18 protein-coding genes are annotated in these 17,518 nt (G+C 68.2%); 8 read left to right on the top strand and 10 right to left on the bottom strand.

Annotated features, from left to right (window positions below; all coding sequences use genetic code 11):
* Positions 1-6: 6 nt before the first annotated feature.
* The 5 genes from D1409_RS13290 to D1409_RS13270 form a co-directional block, all read right to left on the bottom strand.
* Complete coding sequence (locus D1409_RS13290; protein ID WP_123537466.1) at positions 7-1,983, bottom strand: alpha/beta hydrolase family protein; 1,977 nt, start codon at positions 1,981-1,983, stop codon at positions 7-9.
* A gap of 158 nt (positions 1,984-2,141) precedes the next feature.
* A complete protein-coding gene (locus D1409_RS13285; RefSeq protein WP_123537465.1) occupies positions 2,142-2,573 on the bottom strand; it encodes a hypothetical protein in 432 nt (143 codons plus the stop codon).
* Positions 2,574-2,690: 117 nt separating this feature from the next.
* Positions 2,691-3,356 carry a class I SAM-dependent methyltransferase gene (locus D1409_RS13280; protein ID WP_123537464.1) on the bottom strand — a complete coding sequence of 222 codons (666 nt, stop codon included), beginning with the start codon at positions 3,354-3,356 and terminating at the stop codon, positions 2,691-2,693.
* 6 nt (positions 3,357-3,362) lie between these two features.
* Positions 3,363-4,397: a tyrosine--tRNA ligase gene (locus D1409_RS13275; RefSeq protein ID WP_123537463.1), complete on the bottom strand. Its 1,035-nt coding sequence runs from the start codon at positions 4,395-4,397 to the stop codon at positions 3,363-3,365.
* Positions 4,398-4,505: 108 nt separating this feature from the next.
* On the bottom strand, positions 4,506-4,763 hold the full coding sequence (locus tag D1409_RS13270; protein WP_123537634.1) for an HAH_0734 family protein: 258 nt from the start codon (positions 4,761-4,763) through the stop codon (positions 4,506-4,508).
* A 172-nt stretch (positions 4,764-4,935) separates the two neighbouring features.
* On the opposite strand from D1409_RS13270, the gene D1409_RS13265 reads away from it, so the two are divergent.
* From D1409_RS13265 to D1409_RS13240, 6 genes are all read left to right on the top strand, one after another.
* Positions 4,936-5,220, top strand: coding sequence for a 50S ribosomal protein L44e (locus tag D1409_RS13265; RefSeq protein ID WP_123537462.1), 285 nt, complete (start codon positions 4,936-4,938; stop codon positions 5,218-5,220).
* 2 nt (positions 5,221-5,222) lie between these two features.
* On the top strand, positions 5,223-5,396 hold the full coding sequence (locus tag D1409_RS13260; protein ID WP_123537461.1) for a 30S ribosomal protein S27e: 174 nt from the start codon (positions 5,223-5,225) through the stop codon (positions 5,394-5,396).
* Positions 5,396-6,196 (top strand): translation initiation factor IF-2 subunit alpha, encoded by an 801-nt coding sequence (locus D1409_RS13255; protein ID WP_123537460.1) that lies wholly within the window; start codon positions 5,396-5,398, stop codon positions 6,194-6,196. The genes D1409_RS13260 and D1409_RS13255 overlap by 1 nt, the downstream gene beginning before the upstream one ends.
* A gap of 29 nt (positions 6,197-6,225) precedes the next feature.
* Positions 6,226-6,408, top strand: coding sequence for an RNA-protein complex protein Nop10 (locus D1409_RS13250; protein WP_123537459.1), 183 nt, complete (start codon positions 6,226-6,228; stop codon positions 6,406-6,408).
* 5 nt (positions 6,409-6,413) lie between these two features.
* Entirely contained in the window at positions 6,414-7,169 is a 756-nt protein-coding gene (locus tag D1409_RS13245) for a proteasome assembly chaperone family protein (protein ID WP_123537458.1), read from the top strand.
* Between the two features lie 77 nt (positions 7,170-7,246).
* Positions 7,247-7,849 carry a J domain-containing protein gene (locus D1409_RS13240; RefSeq protein WP_235853556.1) on the top strand — a complete coding sequence of 201 codons (603 nt, stop codon included), beginning with the start codon at positions 7,247-7,249 and terminating at the stop codon, positions 7,847-7,849.
* A 125-nt stretch (positions 7,850-7,974) separates the two neighbouring features.
* On the opposite strand, the gene D1409_RS13235 is transcribed toward D1409_RS13240, so the two are convergent.
* The 4 genes from D1409_RS13235 to D1409_RS13220 all read right to left on the bottom strand — a co-directional run bounded on the left by D1409_RS13235 (position 7,975) and on the right by D1409_RS13220 (position 13,693).
* Positions 7,975-8,304, bottom strand: coding sequence for a HalOD1 output domain-containing protein (locus tag D1409_RS13235; RefSeq protein ID WP_123537457.1), 330 nt, complete (start codon positions 8,302-8,304; stop codon positions 7,975-7,977).
* A 134-nt stretch (positions 8,305-8,438) separates the two neighbouring features.
* Positions 8,439-10,445, bottom strand: a complete 2,007-nt coding sequence (locus D1409_RS13230; RefSeq protein WP_164471677.1) for a PAS domain S-box protein — start codon at positions 10,443-10,445, stop codon at positions 8,439-8,441.
* 419 nt (positions 10,446-10,864) lie between these two features.
* Entirely contained in the window at positions 10,865-12,784 is a 1,920-nt protein-coding gene (gene dnaK / locus D1409_RS13225; RefSeq protein ID WP_123537455.1) for a molecular chaperone DnaK, read from the bottom strand.
* Positions 12,785-12,958: 174 nt separating this feature from the next.
* The gene (locus tag D1409_RS13220; RefSeq protein WP_123537454.1) at positions 12,959-13,693 is read right to left on the bottom strand and encodes a nucleotide exchange factor GrpE; all 735 of its coding nucleotides are present in this window, start codon (positions 13,691-13,693) and stop codon (positions 12,959-12,961) included.
* A gap of 139 nt (positions 13,694-13,832) precedes the next feature.
* On the opposite strand from D1409_RS13220, the gene D1409_RS13215 reads away from it, so the two are divergent.
* Positions 13,833-15,245, top strand: a complete 1,413-nt coding sequence (locus D1409_RS13215) for a DEAD/DEAH box helicase (protein WP_123537453.1) — start codon at positions 13,833-13,835, stop codon at positions 15,243-15,245.
* Between the two features lie 48 nt (positions 15,246-15,293).
* Here D1409_RS13215 and D1409_RS13210 read toward each other — a convergent pair whose 3' ends face one another.
* Positions 15,294-15,905, bottom strand: coding sequence for a hypothetical protein (locus tag D1409_RS13210; protein WP_123537452.1), 612 nt, complete (start codon positions 15,903-15,905; stop codon positions 15,294-15,296).
* Positions 15,906-15,978: 73 nt separating this feature from the next.
* Between D1409_RS13210 and D1409_RS13205 the strand changes: the two genes are divergently transcribed.
* Entirely contained in the window at positions 15,979-17,481 is a 1,503-nt protein-coding gene (locus D1409_RS13205) for a DUF790 family protein (RefSeq protein WP_123537451.1), read from the top strand.
* Positions 17,482-17,518 lie beyond the last annotated feature (37 nt).

Raw genomic sequence — 17,518 nt, 5'->3', positions numbered from 1 at the left:
CGCGACTCACCGCGTTATCGTGACCCCGCGCCGTTCGAGCGCTGCCAGCAGATGCGGGAGGTCACAGTCGCCGATCACGTCCGAGACAGTGAGCGACTCGTCGAAGGGGACCGCTCGCTCGGTGGCCATCTCGTAGAAACTCGGTCCGAGGTCGGAGAGGTCGACGCTCGCGACGTTCTCCGCAGCGGCCGCCGCGTACAGGGCGTGATAGCTCCCGACGCCCTCGCCGACGAACGACACCTGCGAGGCGTCCGTCTCCGAACGGAGGAACGCCGCGGCGCGGAGCACGTCGAAGACGCGCATCGCCAGGAGCGAGGTGTCCAGCAACAGCGCGTCGTTCACGAATTTGAATTCGGTCCCGAAGACGCCGTAGTAGTCGTCCGCCCAGGACGGCACCGGGATAGTCCGGTTTCGCACCGCGCCGACGCCGCGCGGGTCGAACACCAGCACCGTTCCGTGCTCCGCCGCGAGGTCGGCGACTGTCTCGCTCCGCGCCGGGAGCTCCGCCGTCCCGCGGTCGAACAGGACGACGGCGGGCGACTCGGTGGCCGTCTCGGGGTCCGACACGAGGACGCCTGCGACGACCGCGTCCGGGTCTCGTTCCGTCCTGAACCAGATGCGCTCGACCTCCAGCCCGTCCGCCGTCGTCTCGTGGACGAACCGGGGGTGCAGGTCGCAGGCCTCCCGGTCGAGGTCGAAGCGCTCCACGAGAGTCGCTCGCACCTGATCGCCGAAGTCACCGCTGTCGTCGACCGACGGCTTCGCGCCCCCGTCGGGATACCGCTCCGCGACGTCGGCCGCTATCACGTCGTCTATCGTCCGTTCGTCGTCGTACTCGTCGAGCACCGTTCCCGCATCGGTACAGCGGACCGTCGAATCGTCGAGCGGCTGTGGGTCGTCGACCGGTCGGTACTCACCGACGTCCAACCGGTCGCAGAGCCACTCGAACAGGTCGTCACGGAACTCGTACACAGGGCTATGGGGCGCGTCGGCGACGACGAGTTCGACCTCGTCTTCGGCGTCGAACCGGCCGTAGACGTCGCGGACGCGGTCGACCGCGTCGCGGGTGCCTTCGATGGGGATGTACCTGTCGTGGGCCGCCGCGCCGACGAAGAGCGGGAGCGGAGCCAGGGCCGCGAGGAGGTCGTCGTAATCGATCCCGCGGTCGACGCTGCCGACGAGCGCCTGCTCGGCGTGGGTCGGGTTCCCGATCTTCAGCTGCTCGTACCGCTCCGTGACCGAACAGCACGGCGCTGCGGCGTCGACGCGCTCGTCGAGGACGGAGAGATAGACCGTCTGGATGCCGCCGCCGGAGGTCCCCGTGACACCGATCCTGTCCGCGTCGACGTCGGGGCGCCCGCAGAGGTAGTCGAGCGCGCACCGGTCGTCGTGAATCATATAGCGGGCGAGATTCGTCCCGGCGTAGAAGCACTTCTGTCCGGCGTAGACGTGCGGGAACACCCCGCCGCCGCCGCTGACCGTCGTGTCGTCGAGGTCGAGGTCCTCGTACTGCCTGCGTTCTCCCTGTCCGAGCGGGTCGACGACGAGCACGACGAACCCGTTCTGCGCGAGTTCGATACACGCGCGCTGGTTCGACTCGTCCGCTCTCGGCGGCCCGGCGTGCCCGCAGAGGAAGAGAATCCCCGGATGCGGCCCCTCGCCCTCGGGGACGAAGCAGTTCGCGGTCACGCGGTAGTTCGGGCGGCTCTCGACGGTCACGCACTCGACGGCGTACCCGTCTCGCTCGTGGCGGCCGGTGGTCTCGACTCCCGGGTCGACGGGGCGGTCGGGGAGCCCGCCGATACTCGATTTCAGGAACGAGCGGACCCTATCTCGGTGGGCCGCAGCGTCGGCCCGCGACTCGACGTCGGCCAGAGTCCCGTCATCGCCCCGCAGTCGCGCTTCCGCGCGTCGGAGCAGGTACCGCGATAGCTGGTCCTCGACGTCGAAATACCCGTCGACGGCGTCGTCGAACCCGTCCATTACCCCGGCGGTCTCTCGACTCGCACATAAGAATTCTCCGAGAGTGCCACACAGTAACACACCATCGGCCGCGGACGCACGACCCTCCGTCCGCTACGGGTCGGACCAGAGCGACCAGTTCGTCGGCGAACGACGCGCCGAACGGTATATACGGACAGTCACGGCGGGAGTCGGAACGTCTCTTCGTCCAGCAGGTGGCGCTCCCCGTCGACCACGGTGTAGATATCGACCTCCGCCTCGCCGGAGACGACGAGGTTCGTCGTCGTCTCGCCGACGGACGTCAACTCGACGCCCTCGGACCAGTCGGCGTACTCTGTGCGTCCGTCTGCGCCGTTCGACCAGTTCCCGCTCCCGTCGCTCTCCACGAGCACCCGGTCGACGTTCTCGCTCTGCGTGAGGTTGATCGTCACTTCGGTCCCCGACTCGAGGAACTCGACGTCCGAATCGACCTCCGCGTCGACGGGTCCGTCCGGCGCGGACAGGTACGGCAAGCCCGCGTTGATCCCGAGCAAGAGGGCACCGACCGCGAAGACCCCGAGAACGAACAGTCCCGCCGGTGGCAGCGACACGTTCTGGAGGGCGCGCTTCACGTCGGGCGGACATCCTCGACTGCCAATAGGTTTTCTGTCTCACGTGACACCAGTCGATCGACAGAATGGGGACGACTCGCGAGCGGAGAACGAACCCGCTCCGACACTTGCCTCTCTTCACCCCGACTGCTCGACTCGAACGACCCCGTAACAGTTCCCGCTGGAGAGCTCGAACGAACCCAGTTCCAGCCCGCTCGCCGCCACGTCGGCCCGGAACTCGTCGGGGTCGTAGATGTGATAGAACCGGTCGACGGCCTCGCCGCCGGGCAGGGTCCACTCGACGGTCGTGTCGAACCCCTCGGTCCGGTCGAAGCGGTCGTGCTCCGTCGACCACGCGCTCACGAGCGCACGGCCGTCGGGAGAGAGCACGCGAGCCAGTTCGTCCAGGCTCGCGACGCGGGTCTCGCGAGTCGGGAGATGCGGAAGCGTCGCGACGTAGACGGCCACGTCTACGACCCCGTCCCGGACCGGCAGTCGCGACGCGTCGCCCTGCGCGAGCGCGTAGGAACCTCCCCGATCCGCCGCACGATCGCTGGCAGTCTCCAGGATCCCGCGGCTCAGGTCCACACCGACCGCCCGCTCACAGCACTCGGCCAGTAGTTCGGTGTGCCGGCCGTTGCCACAGCCGATATCGAGCCCGACGGTCCCCGAGCGTCCGTCGAGGAAGTCCTCGACTTCGGGCCAGGGGTACTCGCGGGTCTTCGAGAAGTGGTCGGCGATCCGGTCGTACGTCGCGCGGACCGACGCGGTGTCGGGGACGGATCCGGGCTCGTCGTCGCTCACGGGCGGTTACTCGTACTTCTCGGGGTACGCCTCGCGGAGCAGTTCGGGCTGGTCGTTCAGCCGTTCGCGGATGGGGGCGACGATCTCCGAGATGGCCGCGCCCGCCGAGGGCTTCAGGTCCGCCGGGTGGAGTTCGCCCGACAGGAAGTCCGCCTCCAGGTCGTCGTACGTCTCGTAGGTGAGGTCCCCGCCGTACTCCTCGGGGCGCTCGACGACGAACGACTCGCCGCGCTCGTCGAGGATGGGGAAGACGAGGTACTCCATGTACTCGAGGACGCCGTTCTCCTCGCGCTCGCCCGCGGGACAGTACGCGGCCTCGATCTTCTCGACGACCTCGTCGTGCGAATCGGTGAGGTTGACCTTCGAGGACTCGTCGGAGGCGGACATCTTCCCGCCCGAGAGCCCCGAGAGGAGCGGGGCGAAGAGGCAGACCGGCGCCTCGCCGCCGTGGTCCGGCAGGATCTCCCGGGAGAGCATGTAGATGCCGCGCTGGTCGATGCCGCCGTAGGCCACGTCGGCGTCGAGCGCGTCCACGTCGAGCGTCTGCATGAGCGGGTAGAGGAGCCCGCCGAGCTTCGGCGAGTCGGACTCGCGGACGACCTCGCTGCCGGCGCGCTGGGCGCGGCTGAGCGTCGTCTCGGCCGCCATCCGCAGCAGTTCGAGGGTGTAGTCGGGGTCGAGTTCGAAGTCGCTCCCGCGGACGAAGGAGATGTCGTCGGCGTCGGCGCCGGCGGCGTCGATCATCGCCTCGATTGTCTCCTCGTAGTAGTCCGACCGGGCTTCGAGCAGGTCGAACGGGCTCTTGTTGTCGTCGAGGTGGGCGTGGAGGTCGGCGATCAGGACGGTGACCTCCATCCCGGCGCCGAGGAAGTCGGCGAGTTTGCGCATCGTCGTGAAGTGGCCGATGTGCATCTCGCCGGTCGGCGCGTAGCCGATGTACACCGACGGGTCGCCGTCGTCGAACAGTTCCGCGAGTTCCGATTCTTCGACGACCTCCGCCGTGTTCCGCGTCGCGAGTTCGAGCCGCTCGGCCGTGTCCATGTGCACCCCTCCCGCCGGGCGAGATTAAAGCGTTTCTTTCGGCCGAGAACGGGTATCACCCCTGCGATACGTTCCTGTGCGGCGACCGAGAGAGAAGAGAACCGCGACTCAGGCGCTCGCCTTCTCGACGAGTTCGACGGCCTCCGCCTCGACGGCCTCCGTGTCGAGGTGGTTGGGGATGTAGTCGCGGCGCTGGTACACCTCGCGTTCGTCGGGCGTGCCGACGGTACACCACAGCTGGGGGCGGTCGGGGCCGTGCCACTCGCCCTGCCGGGCGACGCCGAAGACGACCAGCTCCTCGCCGTCGACCGAGATGACGGCGTCCTTGCGGAATCCGGGGTCCCCGTTGACGATCAGCTTCTTCATGCCCGCCGGTTCGTCGGAGGCGTACTTAGTGACTTCGAAGGCTGGCGCGACGCTGACGGTGGTCCGCGGCGGCGGACACCGCACGGAGACGACCGCGAGACGGGGGCTCGGCGGGTTCGAACCAAACGGGTTTTAAGCGGGCACGACCAAGCCGCTCGCAAGGTCGATATCTATGGAGATGCCACGCCGGTTTAACACGTACTGTCCGCACTGTAACGAGCACAACGAACACGAGGTAGAGCGCGTCAGGACCGGACGGTCCTCCGGGATGACGAAGGTCAACGGGCGCCAGGCCGAGCGAACCCGCTCGGGCTACGGGAACGCGGGGAAGTTCTCGAAGGTTCCGTCCGGCGGGAAGCCGACCCAGAAGACGGACCTGAAGTACCGCTGCTCCGACTGCGGCAAGGCCCACCTCCGCGAGGGATGGCGCGCCGGTAAGCTGGACCTACAGGACTGACGATGGCGGGAAGCTTCTACGCCGTCGCCTGTCCGGACTGTGAGAACGAACAGGTCGTCTTCGGCAAGGCCGCGTCCGAAGTCGTCTGCGAGGTCTGCGGGCACACGCTCGCCCGCCCGACCGGCGGCAAAGCGGCCATCGAGGGCGAGGTACTCGAAACCGTCGAGGCACGATAATGAAATACAGCGGCTGGCCCGACCCCGGCGAACTGGTGGTCGGACGCGTCGACGAGATCGAGGACTTCGGCGTCTTCGTCGACCTCCAGGAGTACGAGGACAAGCGCGGCCTCTGTCACATCAGCGAGGTCGCCTCCGGGTGGATCAAGAACGTCCGGGACCACGTCTCCGAGGGACAGACGGTCGTCGCGAAGGTCCTCGACGTCGACGAGAGCGCCAAGCAGATCGATCTCTCGATCAAGGACGTCAACGACCACCAGCGCAAGGACAAGATCCAGGAGTGGAAAAACGAGCAGAAGGCCGACAACTGGATGCTGCTGGCGTTCGGCGAGGACATCGAGGACGAGACCTACGCCGCCATCGCCAACGAACTGCTGGCCGCCTTCGGCTCCATGTACGAGGGCTTCGAAGAGGCGGCCATCCACGGCCACGACGCGCTCGATGAGACGGACCTCTCCGAGGACGAAATCGACGCGCTCGTCGAGACCGCGCGCGAGAACGTCTCGGTGCCCTACGTCAACGTCACCGGCTACGTCACGCTGGAGTGTCCCAGCGGCGACGGCGTCGACGTGATCAAGGAAGCGCTCCAGGCCGCCGAGGGCAACGGCGAGATCCCCGACGAGGTCGAACTCGACGTGACCTACGTCGGCTCGCCCGAGTACCGCATCCAGGTGCAGGCGCCCGACTACAAGACCGCCGAGTCCGAGCTCGAGGAGAGCGCCGACCGCGCGGTCGCCGTCGTCGGCGACCGCGGCGGTCGCGGCGAGTACCACCGCGAGCGTCACGAAGACACCGAATAACGCGGTCCGCCGCCGCCGACCCACTACCTGTGAAATCCGACATTCTCGTCTGTTCGGCCTGGCGCGACGAACACGAGCGACCGCGATACACGCTCTCCGAGGAGTGTCCCGACTGCGGCGCCGAGGCGGTCAACTCGGCGCCCGCGCCGTTCTCGCCGGAGGACCGATACGGGGAGTATCGACGCGCACTTAAGCGGCGACGCCGGGACTAGGCCGTATGGACGAATTCGAACGTGAGGAGCTGGCGGCTCCGGACCTCGACGAGCCCGTGCTGGTCGAGGGGCTCCCCGGCGTCGGCCACGTCGGCAAGCTCGCCGTCGAGCACCTGCTCGAAGAACTGGAGAGCGAACTCGTCGAGCGGGTGCACTCCACGCACTTCCCGCCGCAGGTCAGCGTCGAGGACGGCCGGACCGAGCTCGCGAGCGCCGAGTTCCACGCCGTCCAGCCCGAGGAGGGGCGCGACCTGCTCGTGCTCACCGGCGACCACCAGGCCCAGGACAACGAGGGCCACTACGGCCTGACCGACACGTTCCTCGACGTGGCCGAGGACTACGGCGTCGAGCGCGTCTTCGCGCTGGGCGGCGTCCCGACCGGCGAACTCATCGAGGAGTACTCCGTGCTCGGTGCGGCGACCACCGACGACGTCGTCGACGACCTCACCGACGTGGGCGTCGAGTTCCGCGAGGACGAACCCGCCGGCGGCATCGTCGGCGTCAGCGGCCTGTTGCTCGGCCTCGGCCAGCGCCGCGACTTCGAGGCGGCCTGTCTGATGGGCGAGACGAGCGGCTACCTCGTCGACCCCAAGAGCGCGCAGGCGGTCCTCGAGATCCTCCAGGAGGTCGTCGACTTCGACGTCGACTACGCCTCGCTCGAGGACCGCGCCGACGAGATGGAAGAGGTCGTCCGCAAGATCCAGGAGATGGACCAGGGGACGCCGACCGCCTCCGACGAAGACCTCCGCTACATCGGGTAGCGCACGACCGCCGTTCTCGCGACCATCGGCCGCCCGCCGGCGAGACTTTCATAGTGGAGCGACGCTAACGCTCGCGCGTGGTTCACGACGGTCTGCTCGCGTTGCCTCAGTGGCTGCTCGTCGGCCTCGCTCTCGGACTCGCGAGTAGCGTCCTCGCCGCGTGCCTGTTCGTCGTCGCCGACCGCCTCTACCCCGCCAAACAGGCTCACCGCAGGCGGGGCGACGGCGAACACCGCCGCCGGACGGAACTGCGGGACTATCTCGACGCCATCGACGAACCGTACGCCGAGGACCACTTCGTCGAAGGCCAGCACGTCGCCTTCTACCTGCCCGAACGGGACGTGGCGATCACGTTCGACGCCAGGGCGTTCTACCGGATCGAACGCTCGCCCACCCATCCCGTGCTGGTCGAACACGAGATGCCGGGCGTCCACCTCGGCGACCGGCTTCCGTTCTCCGTCCCCGACGTCGACTTCGGTCCCACCGAAGCCGAGAGTCGGGTCGACCCCGCGACCGCCGCGTTCACCGAACTCGGCGTCCCCTCGACCGCGACGCTCGAGGAAGTGAAGTCGGCCTACCGCCAGAAGGTCAAAGAGGTCCACCCCGACCAGGGGGGCGACGAAGACGAGTTCAAACGCGTCCGCGAAGCGTACACGACCGCGAAACAACACGCCGGGTGACCGGGAGACACGTCCGTCCGAGCGTCGATAGCGAGGCGTGATCGGGACAGGTCGCGCGGGCCACGTGATCGGGGCCGGTCGCGTGGGCCACGTGATCGGGCTCGGTCGTACGGGTCGTGGGCCGCCTACTGTGAATTCTCGGTATCGTCGTCAGTCCAGACGACGACGTGTGTTCCGGTGACGCGCACGTCACACCCCTCGTACCGAAAGCGAGCCGCGGCACTCGACCCGCGCTCGAGGAGGGCGTCGAGCGAGTCCGAGTCGACGACCCCGTACAGCGGGTCGAGGTCCGTCACGCTCCGATCGGTCGCGGCGGCGACCGCGTGAACGACCGCCTCGCTCGGCCGGTCGTCGCCGTACCGGTTCGTGACGGGCCGTTCGCCGCTCACCGTCATCGTCGACCACACCTCTCGGAGGCGACCGGTCGACCGCAGGGGACTGACGAACGCTGACACCGAATCGTCCGTCCGGCTTCGTTATCAGGGCGTCGCCGGCGCTCTTCGCGGGGCTCCCGACTGGTTGACCTCATACGTCACAGTACTCCCGGACGCCATTGAGCGGTGTGCCTGAATGCTCTGGTGTGTCGCGGTCAGTCGAGCGAGTCGTGCCCGGGTTCCTCGAGCAGTGCAGCGAGGAGCTTCCGTTCGGCCACTCTGAGATGCTGGTGGAACGTCTGCGGCGCGATGTCGAGCGTCTCGGCGACCGCGCCGGCGTCGCTCGTGCGCGCCGGCCACTCGAAGTAGCCGGCGAAGTACGCCGCTTCCAGCGCCGCCTGCTGTTTCTCGGTCAGGTCGGCGGCGAGCGTCTCCCTGAACGCTTCGGGCGTGCGAAGCGACTGGTCAGTCACCTGTCGCCCGACGAGTTCGGTGTCGGGATACGCCGCCGTGACGGCGTCGACGGCCGAGCGAACCGGCACGTCGGCCGGCAACTGCGCGACGATCCGGGCCTGCCCGCGGTCGGCGACACCCGCGACCGTCCGCGCCCCGAGTTCGGTCAGCACCGTGGAGATCGTCCCCTCCCGTGACCGGAACTCGAACCTGTCGTCGGCCAGGTGCTCCACCGAGGTGACCGAGGGAACCGACGAGGCGGCCTTGCGGATCCGTTCCGGCGAGACGTCGCCGGCCGAGACGTAGAAGACGTGCTCGTCGCCGAACGAGACCGCGCGGTCGACTTCGAGGCGACACTCGGCCGCCTCGGAGAGCGCGACGAACGCGACGCCGTCGTCCGTCGTCCGGAGTTCGATCTCCGTGACGGTGTCGGAGTGGAGCAACTGTCGGGTCAGTGCCGACTGGATCGCGTTGCCGATCCCCTCCCCGAGTTCGCCGAGGACACTCCGTTCGCGCTCCGAGACGCTGGCCTCGCGCTCGGTACACACGCCGAGCAGTCCGAACAACTGGTCGTCGACGGCCAGCGGGACAGCCGCGACGGTGCGAGAGTCGTCGAACCCTCCGTCGCCGGACTCGCCGGTGACACCCTCGAACACCTCTACCGAGCGTGATTCCGCCGCTCGAACGGCGAAGGCCGGGAGCTCGCTCTCGGGACAGAGCACTCCGAACATCCGCTCGCCCAGCCCCGCCGCAGCGTCGACGGCGATCCCCGCCTCGGCGCCGTACGACCCGATCACCGCCCCGCAGTAGGCGCCCTGTTCGACCAGGCGCGAACACACCGCTCGTGTGATCTCCTCGCGCGTCGTCGCCTCGACGAGCGCCCGGTCGACCGACCGGATGACGCTGTTGAGGTCGTTCAGTCGCTCCAGCGTCGCCCTGTATCGCTTGCGCTCGGAGACGTCTCGCGCGACGCCAGTCAACCCGACCACCGTCTCGTTCTCCACGAGGGGAGCGCCCGTGAACTCGTAGGGGATCCCCTCCCCGTCCTTCGTCACGAGAGCCGATTCGACCGTCTCGACCGCCCCCGCTTCGAGGACCCGTGCGATCGCCGTGCCGACCTGTCTCTGGTCTTCCTCCGGGATGAAATCGAGCGGGTCGAGCGACTCGACCTCGTCGTTGGTGTAGCCGGTGACCTCGGTGAGTGTCTCGTTCCACCGCAGGAACTGGCCGTCGCGGTCGACCGCGTAGAGCACGTCCGGCAGCGCGTCGAAGATGCTCCCGACGAACGCCTGCTCGGACGCGAGGCGGTCGCGCTGTTCGACTCGCGCGGAGATATCGCGGACGACGCCAACCATGTACCGCTCGTCGTCGTAGGTGAACTCCCGAAACCACATCGCCAGCGGGAACTCGCTCCCGTCGCGGTGACGACCCGGAAACCGCACGTCGTCCCAGTCGATCGTCCGTTCGTCACTGCGGAGATACGCCTCGAACCCCTCGCGATGTGCCGACCGCAGTCTGTCGGGGATCAGCGCTCCCAGCGGCCGATTGACGATCGCCTCCGGCTCGTACCCGAACACCCGCTCGACCGCCGGGTTCGCGAACACGATACGCCCTGCCTCGTCCAGAACCAGATAACACTCCGCCGCACTGGCGACGAGTAACTCCGTCAGAACCGTCTCTCCGACCACCTCAGTGAACGACTCCTCGACCGCGCTCCCCATCGCCCCGTCTCCCCACTCCCCCCGCAGTGGTTCGACGTCGTGGCTCATACACCTCATCGGACCGTCCCACTGTTAAGTATTGCCGCGTGTCTCACGGACGATCGTTTTGTTCGGAACGCGTCGGCGACGCCGCTTCCGTCCACGAAATCGACAGAGAATTCGCAGTTCGCCCGCTTTTTCAGACACGGCGAATCGAAGATTCGCCTCCCTCGGAGTCCTCGCTCCGCTCGGACTCCGAGACACCGATAGACTCACTGCGTTCGTCTATCGAGCCGACGAAAGCTCCTCAGACTCGTTTCACTCGTCGTCGTCTTCGTCCAACTGAAAAAGCTCGCTTCGCTCGCTTTTTCAGGCACGGCGAATCGAAGATTCGCCTCCCTCGGAGTCCTCGCTCCGCTCGGACTCCGAGACACCGATAGACTCACTGCGTTCGTCTATCGAGCCGACGAGAGTTCCTCGGACTCGTGTTACTCGTCCTCGTCACTCTCGTCGACGTCTTCGAAGTCGGCGTCGACGTACTCCTCGCCCTGCCCGCCAGCACCGGCACCTGCGGCGCCGCCAGGACCGGCACCGCCCATGCCGCCCATGCCGCCCGCACCGGCCGCGCCGCCTGCGGCGCCTGCACCAGCCGCGCCCTCTGCGGCCTGGTCCTGATACATCTGCTTGCCGATCTCCTGGAGGGCTTCGGCGAGACTCTCGGTGGCCTCCTTGTAGTCCTCCGTGTCGGCGTCCTCGTCTTCGAGAACTTCCTGCACGTCGTCGATCTCGGCCTCGATGTCCTCGACGAGTTCCTCGTCGACGTTCTCCTCGTTCTCCTCGAGGAGGGTCTCGGCGCGCTGGATCGTGCTCTCGGCCTCGTTGCGGGCCTCGATGCGCTCGCGGCGCTGCTGGTCCTCTTCGGCGTGCTCCTCGGCCTCCTCCTGCATCTCCTCGATCTGGTCGTCCGAGAGCCCGGCGCCGCCCTCGATGGTGATGTTCTCCTCGTTGCCGGAGCCCTTGTCCTCGGCGGAGACGTTGACGATGCCGTTCTCGTCGATGTTGAACGACACCTCGATCTGGGGCGTGCCGGCGGGGGCCGGCGGGATACCGCTGAGCGCGAACTCGCCGAGCAGTTCGTTCTCGTTGGCGATCTCGCGCTCACCCTGGAAGACGCGGATCTGGACCTGCGTCTGGTTGTCCGCGGCCGTGGTGAAGATCTTCGACTCCTCCGTCGGGATGGTCGTGTTCTTCTCGATGAGTCGCTCGAAGAGACCGCCCTTGACCTCGACGCCCAGCGAGAGGGGCGTCACGTCGAGCAGGACGATGTCGTCCACGTCGCCCGAGAGGACGCCGCCCTGGATGGCCGCGCCGAGCGCGACGGCCTCGTCCGGGTTGACGTTCTTCTTGGGCTCCTGCCCGGTCATCTCCTCGACCTGGTCCTGGACCTGCGGCATCCGCGTCGAACCGCCGACGAGGATGACCTCGTCGATGTCGTCCTGGCCGTAGCCGGCGTCTTCGAGCGCCTGCTCCGTCGGGCCGACCGTCCGCTCGATGAGGTCCGCCGTCAGCGACTCGAACTTCGCGCGAGTCAGCTTCTCCTCTAAGTCGAGCGGGCCGTCGTCCGTCGTCGTGATGAACGGCAGGTCGATGCGGGTCTCCTTGCGGTTGGAGAGCTCGATCTTGGCTTCCTCGGCGGCGTCGTTGAGTCGCTGGAGCGCCTGTCGGTCCTCGCGGAGGTCGATGCCGTGTTCGTCCTCGAACTCCTCTGCGAGGTAGTCGATGATCGCGTGGTCCCAGTCGTCGCCACCGAGGTCGTTGTCACCGTTGGTCGCGACGACCTCGTAGACGCCGCCGCCCAGGTCGAGGATGGAGACGTCGAACGTCCCGCCACCGAGGTCGTAGACGAGAACGGTCTGGTCGGACTCGTCGTCGAGGCCGTACGCCATCGCGGCCGCGGTCGGCTCGTTGACGATACGCTCGACCTCGAACCCGGCGATCTCGCCGGCGTCCTTCGTGGCCTGACGCTGTCGGTCGTTGAAGTACGCCGGGACGGTGATGACCGCCTTCTCGACGTCGTCGCCGAGGTACTCCTCGGCGTCGTGTTTGATCTTCTGGAGGATCATCGCCGAGACCTGCTCGGGCGTGTACTCCTCCCCCTCGAGTTCGACCGAGTAGTCGTCCTCGCCCATGTGGCGCTTGATGGACTGGATCGTCTGCTCGGGATTCTTGACTGCCTGATTCTTCGCGGGTTTGCCGACGAGACGCTCGCCGTCGTCGAACGCGACGACGGACGGCGTCGTCCGCTCGCCCTCGGAGTTGACGATGATCTCGGGGTCGCCCCCCTCCATGACCGCGAACGCGCTGTTCGTGGTCCCGAGGTCGATTCCGAGAATCTTGTTGCTCGCCATCTTACCAGTGTATACCCGATTGTGCCGGTTAAAAGTTGCTAGACGCGACGAGCGGGAATCGTGCTAGACGGCCCCAGACGGCCGATTTGCCCCAGCGGCGCCGACACCGACCGGTGCCTATAAATCCGACCGCAATACCAGCGCAAGCCGCCGAAAACTCAGTAGAGAGATAGTTTACTCGGCGCCGCCGGACCCGTCGCTGACGGTGACCTGCGCCTCGCGGATGACCTTCTCGGCCATCACGTAGCCCGGGCGGTGGACCTCTGCGATAGTCCCCTCGGGATGCTCGGACTCGACGGTGACGAGCACTTCGTGGCGATGCGGGTCGACCTCCTCGCCGGGTTCGGGTTCGACCACGTCGACGTTCTCCTGGTCGAGCACGTCGTCGAACGAGCGGAGCGTGGACTCGACGCCGCCGCGGATGTCGACGTCCTCGTCCTGTTCGAGGGCGCGCTGGAGGTTGTCGCGCACGTCGAGCAGACGCGAGACCAGGTCCTCGGTCGCGCGCTGTTTCTCCTCCTCGCGGCGCTGTTCCATGCGCTTCTTGTAGTTCTGGAACTCCGCCTGCTTGCGCTTGAGCTTCTCGGTCACGTCGTCGAGTTCCTCCTCGCGGGCGTCCAGTTGCTCCTCCAGCCCGCCGACGCGCGTCCGCAGCGCGGCGAGTTCGTGGGCGACCGACTCGGGGTCTGACTCGGCGATCCGGTCGACGAGGTCCTCGCCGACGCTCCCCTCGAACTCGGCCTCGCCGTCGACTGCGCCGTCGCCGTCGCGGGACTCCCCGGGGTCGATGACCTCCCCGGGGTCGATGACCTCGTCGGGCGTCGCTGCGTCGCTCGCGTCCCCGTCCGACTGCGGGCCTGTCTCGTCTGCGACGGACTCTGCGGGGTCGGACGCGTCCTGCTCGCTCATACCCGAGGCAAGTCGCTGGGACGACAAAAGGGTTGAGAATCCGGTTGCGACGACGGTGGCCGGGGCCGTCAGACCACGCCAGCGACACCGCCCGACGACCCCGCACGACTTAACACCGGGGCGGGGGTAGCCACCGCCAGTGACCGTCCGGCTCACCTACGAAGAAGGCACGATCCGGATCACGGGCGCCGACGAACTGGGTGGTTCCGACGCCCCCGACCTGCCGTTCGTCGAGCGCGACGAACGGTCGAAGACGCTCCGGGCACCGGCCCATCGCTACACCGCTCTCCTGGCCGCTCTCGACGAGGCGGGCATCGCGTACGACGACCGCGTCTTCGCCCTTTCGGACCTCTCCCTCGAATCGACGTACGAACTCCGCGAGTACCAGCGGGAGGCCCTCGACGACTGGGAGCGGGGCGACAGGCAGGGTGTGCTCGAACTCCCGACCGGGAGCGGGAAGACCGTCATCGGCATCGCCGCGATAGAGGCGCTCGATACGCCGACGCTCGTCGTCGTCCCCACCATCGACCTGCTCGAACAGTGGCGCCGCGAACTCGAACGGGAGTTCGACGTCGACGTGGGCCAGCTCGGCGGCGGTGAGCAGCGCTTCGGCGACCTGACCGTCTCGACGTACGACTCGGCGTACCTCCGGGCGGACGAACTCGGCGACCGCTTCGGCCTCGTCGTCTTCGACGAGGTCCACCACCTCGGCGGCGAAGGCTACCGCGACATCGCCCGCCTGCTCGCCACGCCCGCTCGCATGGGCCTCACGGCCACGTTCGAACGCCCGGACGGCGCCCACGAGGTCGTCGAGGAACTCGTCGGTCCGCTCGTCCACCGCGTCGACGTGGACGAACTCGCCGGCGAGCACCTCGCGGACTACGACATCAAGCGCGTCGAGGTGGCGCTCACCCCCGAGGAACGCGAGGTGTACGAGCGCCACCAGGAGACGTTCACCGACTACCTCGCCACCTCGGGGATACACATGCGAAGCGGCAGCGACTACCAGGAACTCGTCAAGCGGTCCGGCTCGGACCCGCGGGCACGAGAGGCCCTGCTCGCCAAACAGCGCGCCCGCGAGGTGATGATGAACGCCGACGAGAAGGTCCAGCAGTTGGAGACTATCCTCGACCGGCACCGCGGCGACCGGATCATCGTCTTCACCGCCCACACCGACCTCGTGTATCGCCTCTCCGAGCGGTTCCTGATCCCCGCGATCACCCACGAGACCGGCGCGAGCGAGCGCCGCGAGATCCTCGAGCAGTTCCGCTCGGGGGAGTACTCTCGCGTGGTGACTGCGAACGTACTGGACGAGGGCGTGGACGTGCCGGACGCGAACGTCGCCGTCGTCCTCTCGGGGAGCGGGAGCGAACGGGAGTTCACGCAGCGACTCGGACGGGTGCTCCGGCCGAAGGACGACGGGGTTTCCGAGCCCACGGACTCGGAGGCTCGAGAGGCGACTGCGTCGCCTCTCGGTGGGCGGGCATTGCTGTACGAGATCGTCACCGAGGAGACGGCCGAAGAACGGGTCGCGCGTCGGCGGCGGCGGTGAACGCCGTCGTGGCCAGCGGGCCGGTGAGCGCGGCGGCGTCCGTCGGCGTCACTCGCTCTGCTGGGCCGTCGGTGTCGCCGTCGGCGAACCGGCCGTCGCGTCGGTGTCGCCCGCCGTCGCCGTCTCCCTGTCCTCGGGATACGGCGTCACAGTCCCCTCGGGAATCGGCGTCTCGGGCGGGCCGGGGTCGAAGGTCACGTCGAATCCGGGGTCGGTCTCGAACTCGATCATCGGGACCGGAACGTGAACCGAGAGGGTCGTCTGTGCCCCGGCCTCGAGCGCGACGTGGCGCGACGGCGTGAACGTCTTGTCCCCGGCCCGGATGTGGACGGTCATCACCGCGTTGTGAACGATTTCAGAGCGGTTCTCGACGGTTATCTCGACCACGAGGTCGCCGTCGTCGTCGGAGCGGAACGCCCGCGCTGGGACGGCGAACCGCTGCTTATCGGGCGTCTCGTCGCCCGCACCGCCTCCATCGTCGCTGCTACCGTCACTGCCGCCGGCGCCTCCGTCCCCGGAACTGCCGTCGTCGCTCGACCGCCGAACGTCCGCCGGCGGGTCGGGCGCCGTCGCCGGCACCTGCCCGTCCACGCTCGTACAGCCCGCGCCCGCCCCCGCGGCCAGGGCGGCCAGCCCGCGCAGGACCGTTCGTCGTTGCATACCTCTCCCCCGGGTTCGGCCCGGTAAGAATCTTCCCGTCGCGCTTATGCCCGTCGCCCGTCGACCTTCGGCCGTGCTGACGAAGGACCTGCTGCGCGTCTCGCGGGCCGGCGGCGGCTTCCACCCGCAGTTCGCCGACGACGCCCACAGCGACCTCGCCGCCCGCGTCCTCGGCGTCTACCAGGGCCACGTCGACCACACCCGCGCGGAACTGGACGAGGCGCTCACGGACCTCGAACGCGACGCCGACGACTTCAAACTCGTCCGCGGGTTCGCGAAACTGCTCGACCGCGAGGCCCGCTTCGAGACCCGGTCGCCCGTCGACCCCCGGCGCGCCCGAGAGGCAGCCTTCGCCGCGAGCGAGGCCGTCGGCGTCGTCACCGTCGACGACCGCAGTCGCGCGCTCGACCGGGCCGCGGAGCGACTGGACGCCGACCCAGAGACGGTCGCCGGCGCGCTGTACGCCGACCTCGACGACCGGCAGGTCCTCGCGGCGGTCGACCCGCGCTGGAACCCCGGCGAACTCGTGGCCCAGTACAACCTCTCGCTGGCCCAGACCGCGCTGTTCGACGCGACCGAGGTCCGCGTCCGCTCCAGCGACCCGAAGGCGCTCGTCTCCGCCGTCAAGCGCCTCCGCCTGATGTACGAGGTCCGGAAGACCGAGGAAGGCCGCGAAGTCGTTGTGACCGGTCCGACCGCGCTGTTCCGGGGAACGCGCCGCTACGGTACGCGCTTCGCCCGCCTCCTCCGGTCGGTCGCGACGGCCGACCAGTGGACGCTGGAGGCGACTATCGAGGACCGCGGCACCGAGCGGACGATGACCCTGACCGACGCCGACGTGTCCGTCCCCGGCGTCGACCCCGTGACCGAGGTGAGCTACGACAGCGGCGTCGAGGCCGACTTCGCGACCCGCTTCGAGTCGCTCGACCTCGACTGGGACCTGGTCCGGGAGCCCGAACCGCTCGAAGCCGGCGCGAGCGTCGCCATCCCCGACTTCGCCTTCGACTACAGACACGCCGACTTCCGCGTGTTCTTCGAGATCATGGGGTTCTGGACGCCGGAGTACGTCGAGAAGAAACTCGCCCAGCTAGAGGCCATCGACGACGTGGAGTTGCTGGTCGCCGTCGACGAGAGTCTCGGTGCCGGCGAGGCCGTCGAGGCGCGGGACCACCGGGCGATCCCCTACTCCGGGGGCGTGCGCGTCAAGGACGTCCGTGACGCGCTCCGCCGATACGAGGACGACCTCGTCGCGGAGAGCGCCGCCGCGCTCCCGGACGAACTCGTCCCCGACGCGGACGTGGTGACGATCGAATCGCTGGCGGCCGATCACGGCGTCAGCGAGAGTGCCGTCGAAGGCAAGTCCTTCCCCGAACACGAGCGCGTCGGGCGGACGCTGGTCAGGCCCGCCGTGCTGGAGACGCTGGGCGAACGTATCGAGGCCGGGATGGATCTCGAATCGGCGGAGGCCGTGCTGGACGAGTTCGGCCTCGACGACGCCAGCGCCGCGCTCTCCGTGCTGGGGTACCGCGTCGCGTGGGAGGGGCTGAGCGGCGGAACCGTGCGTAGCGCGGAGTAGCCGAATCGACACGCGGTTCGCACTCGATCCTCTCGTT

The sequence above is a fragment of the Halosimplex salinum genome (genome assembly GCF_003730195.1).
GTDB lineage: Archaea > Halobacteriota > Halobacteria > Halobacteriales > Haloarculaceae > Halosimplex > Halosimplex salinum.
The sequence above is the reverse complement of the archived record's forward strand: the minus strand, read 5'-3'. Positions and strand labels throughout refer to the sequence as shown.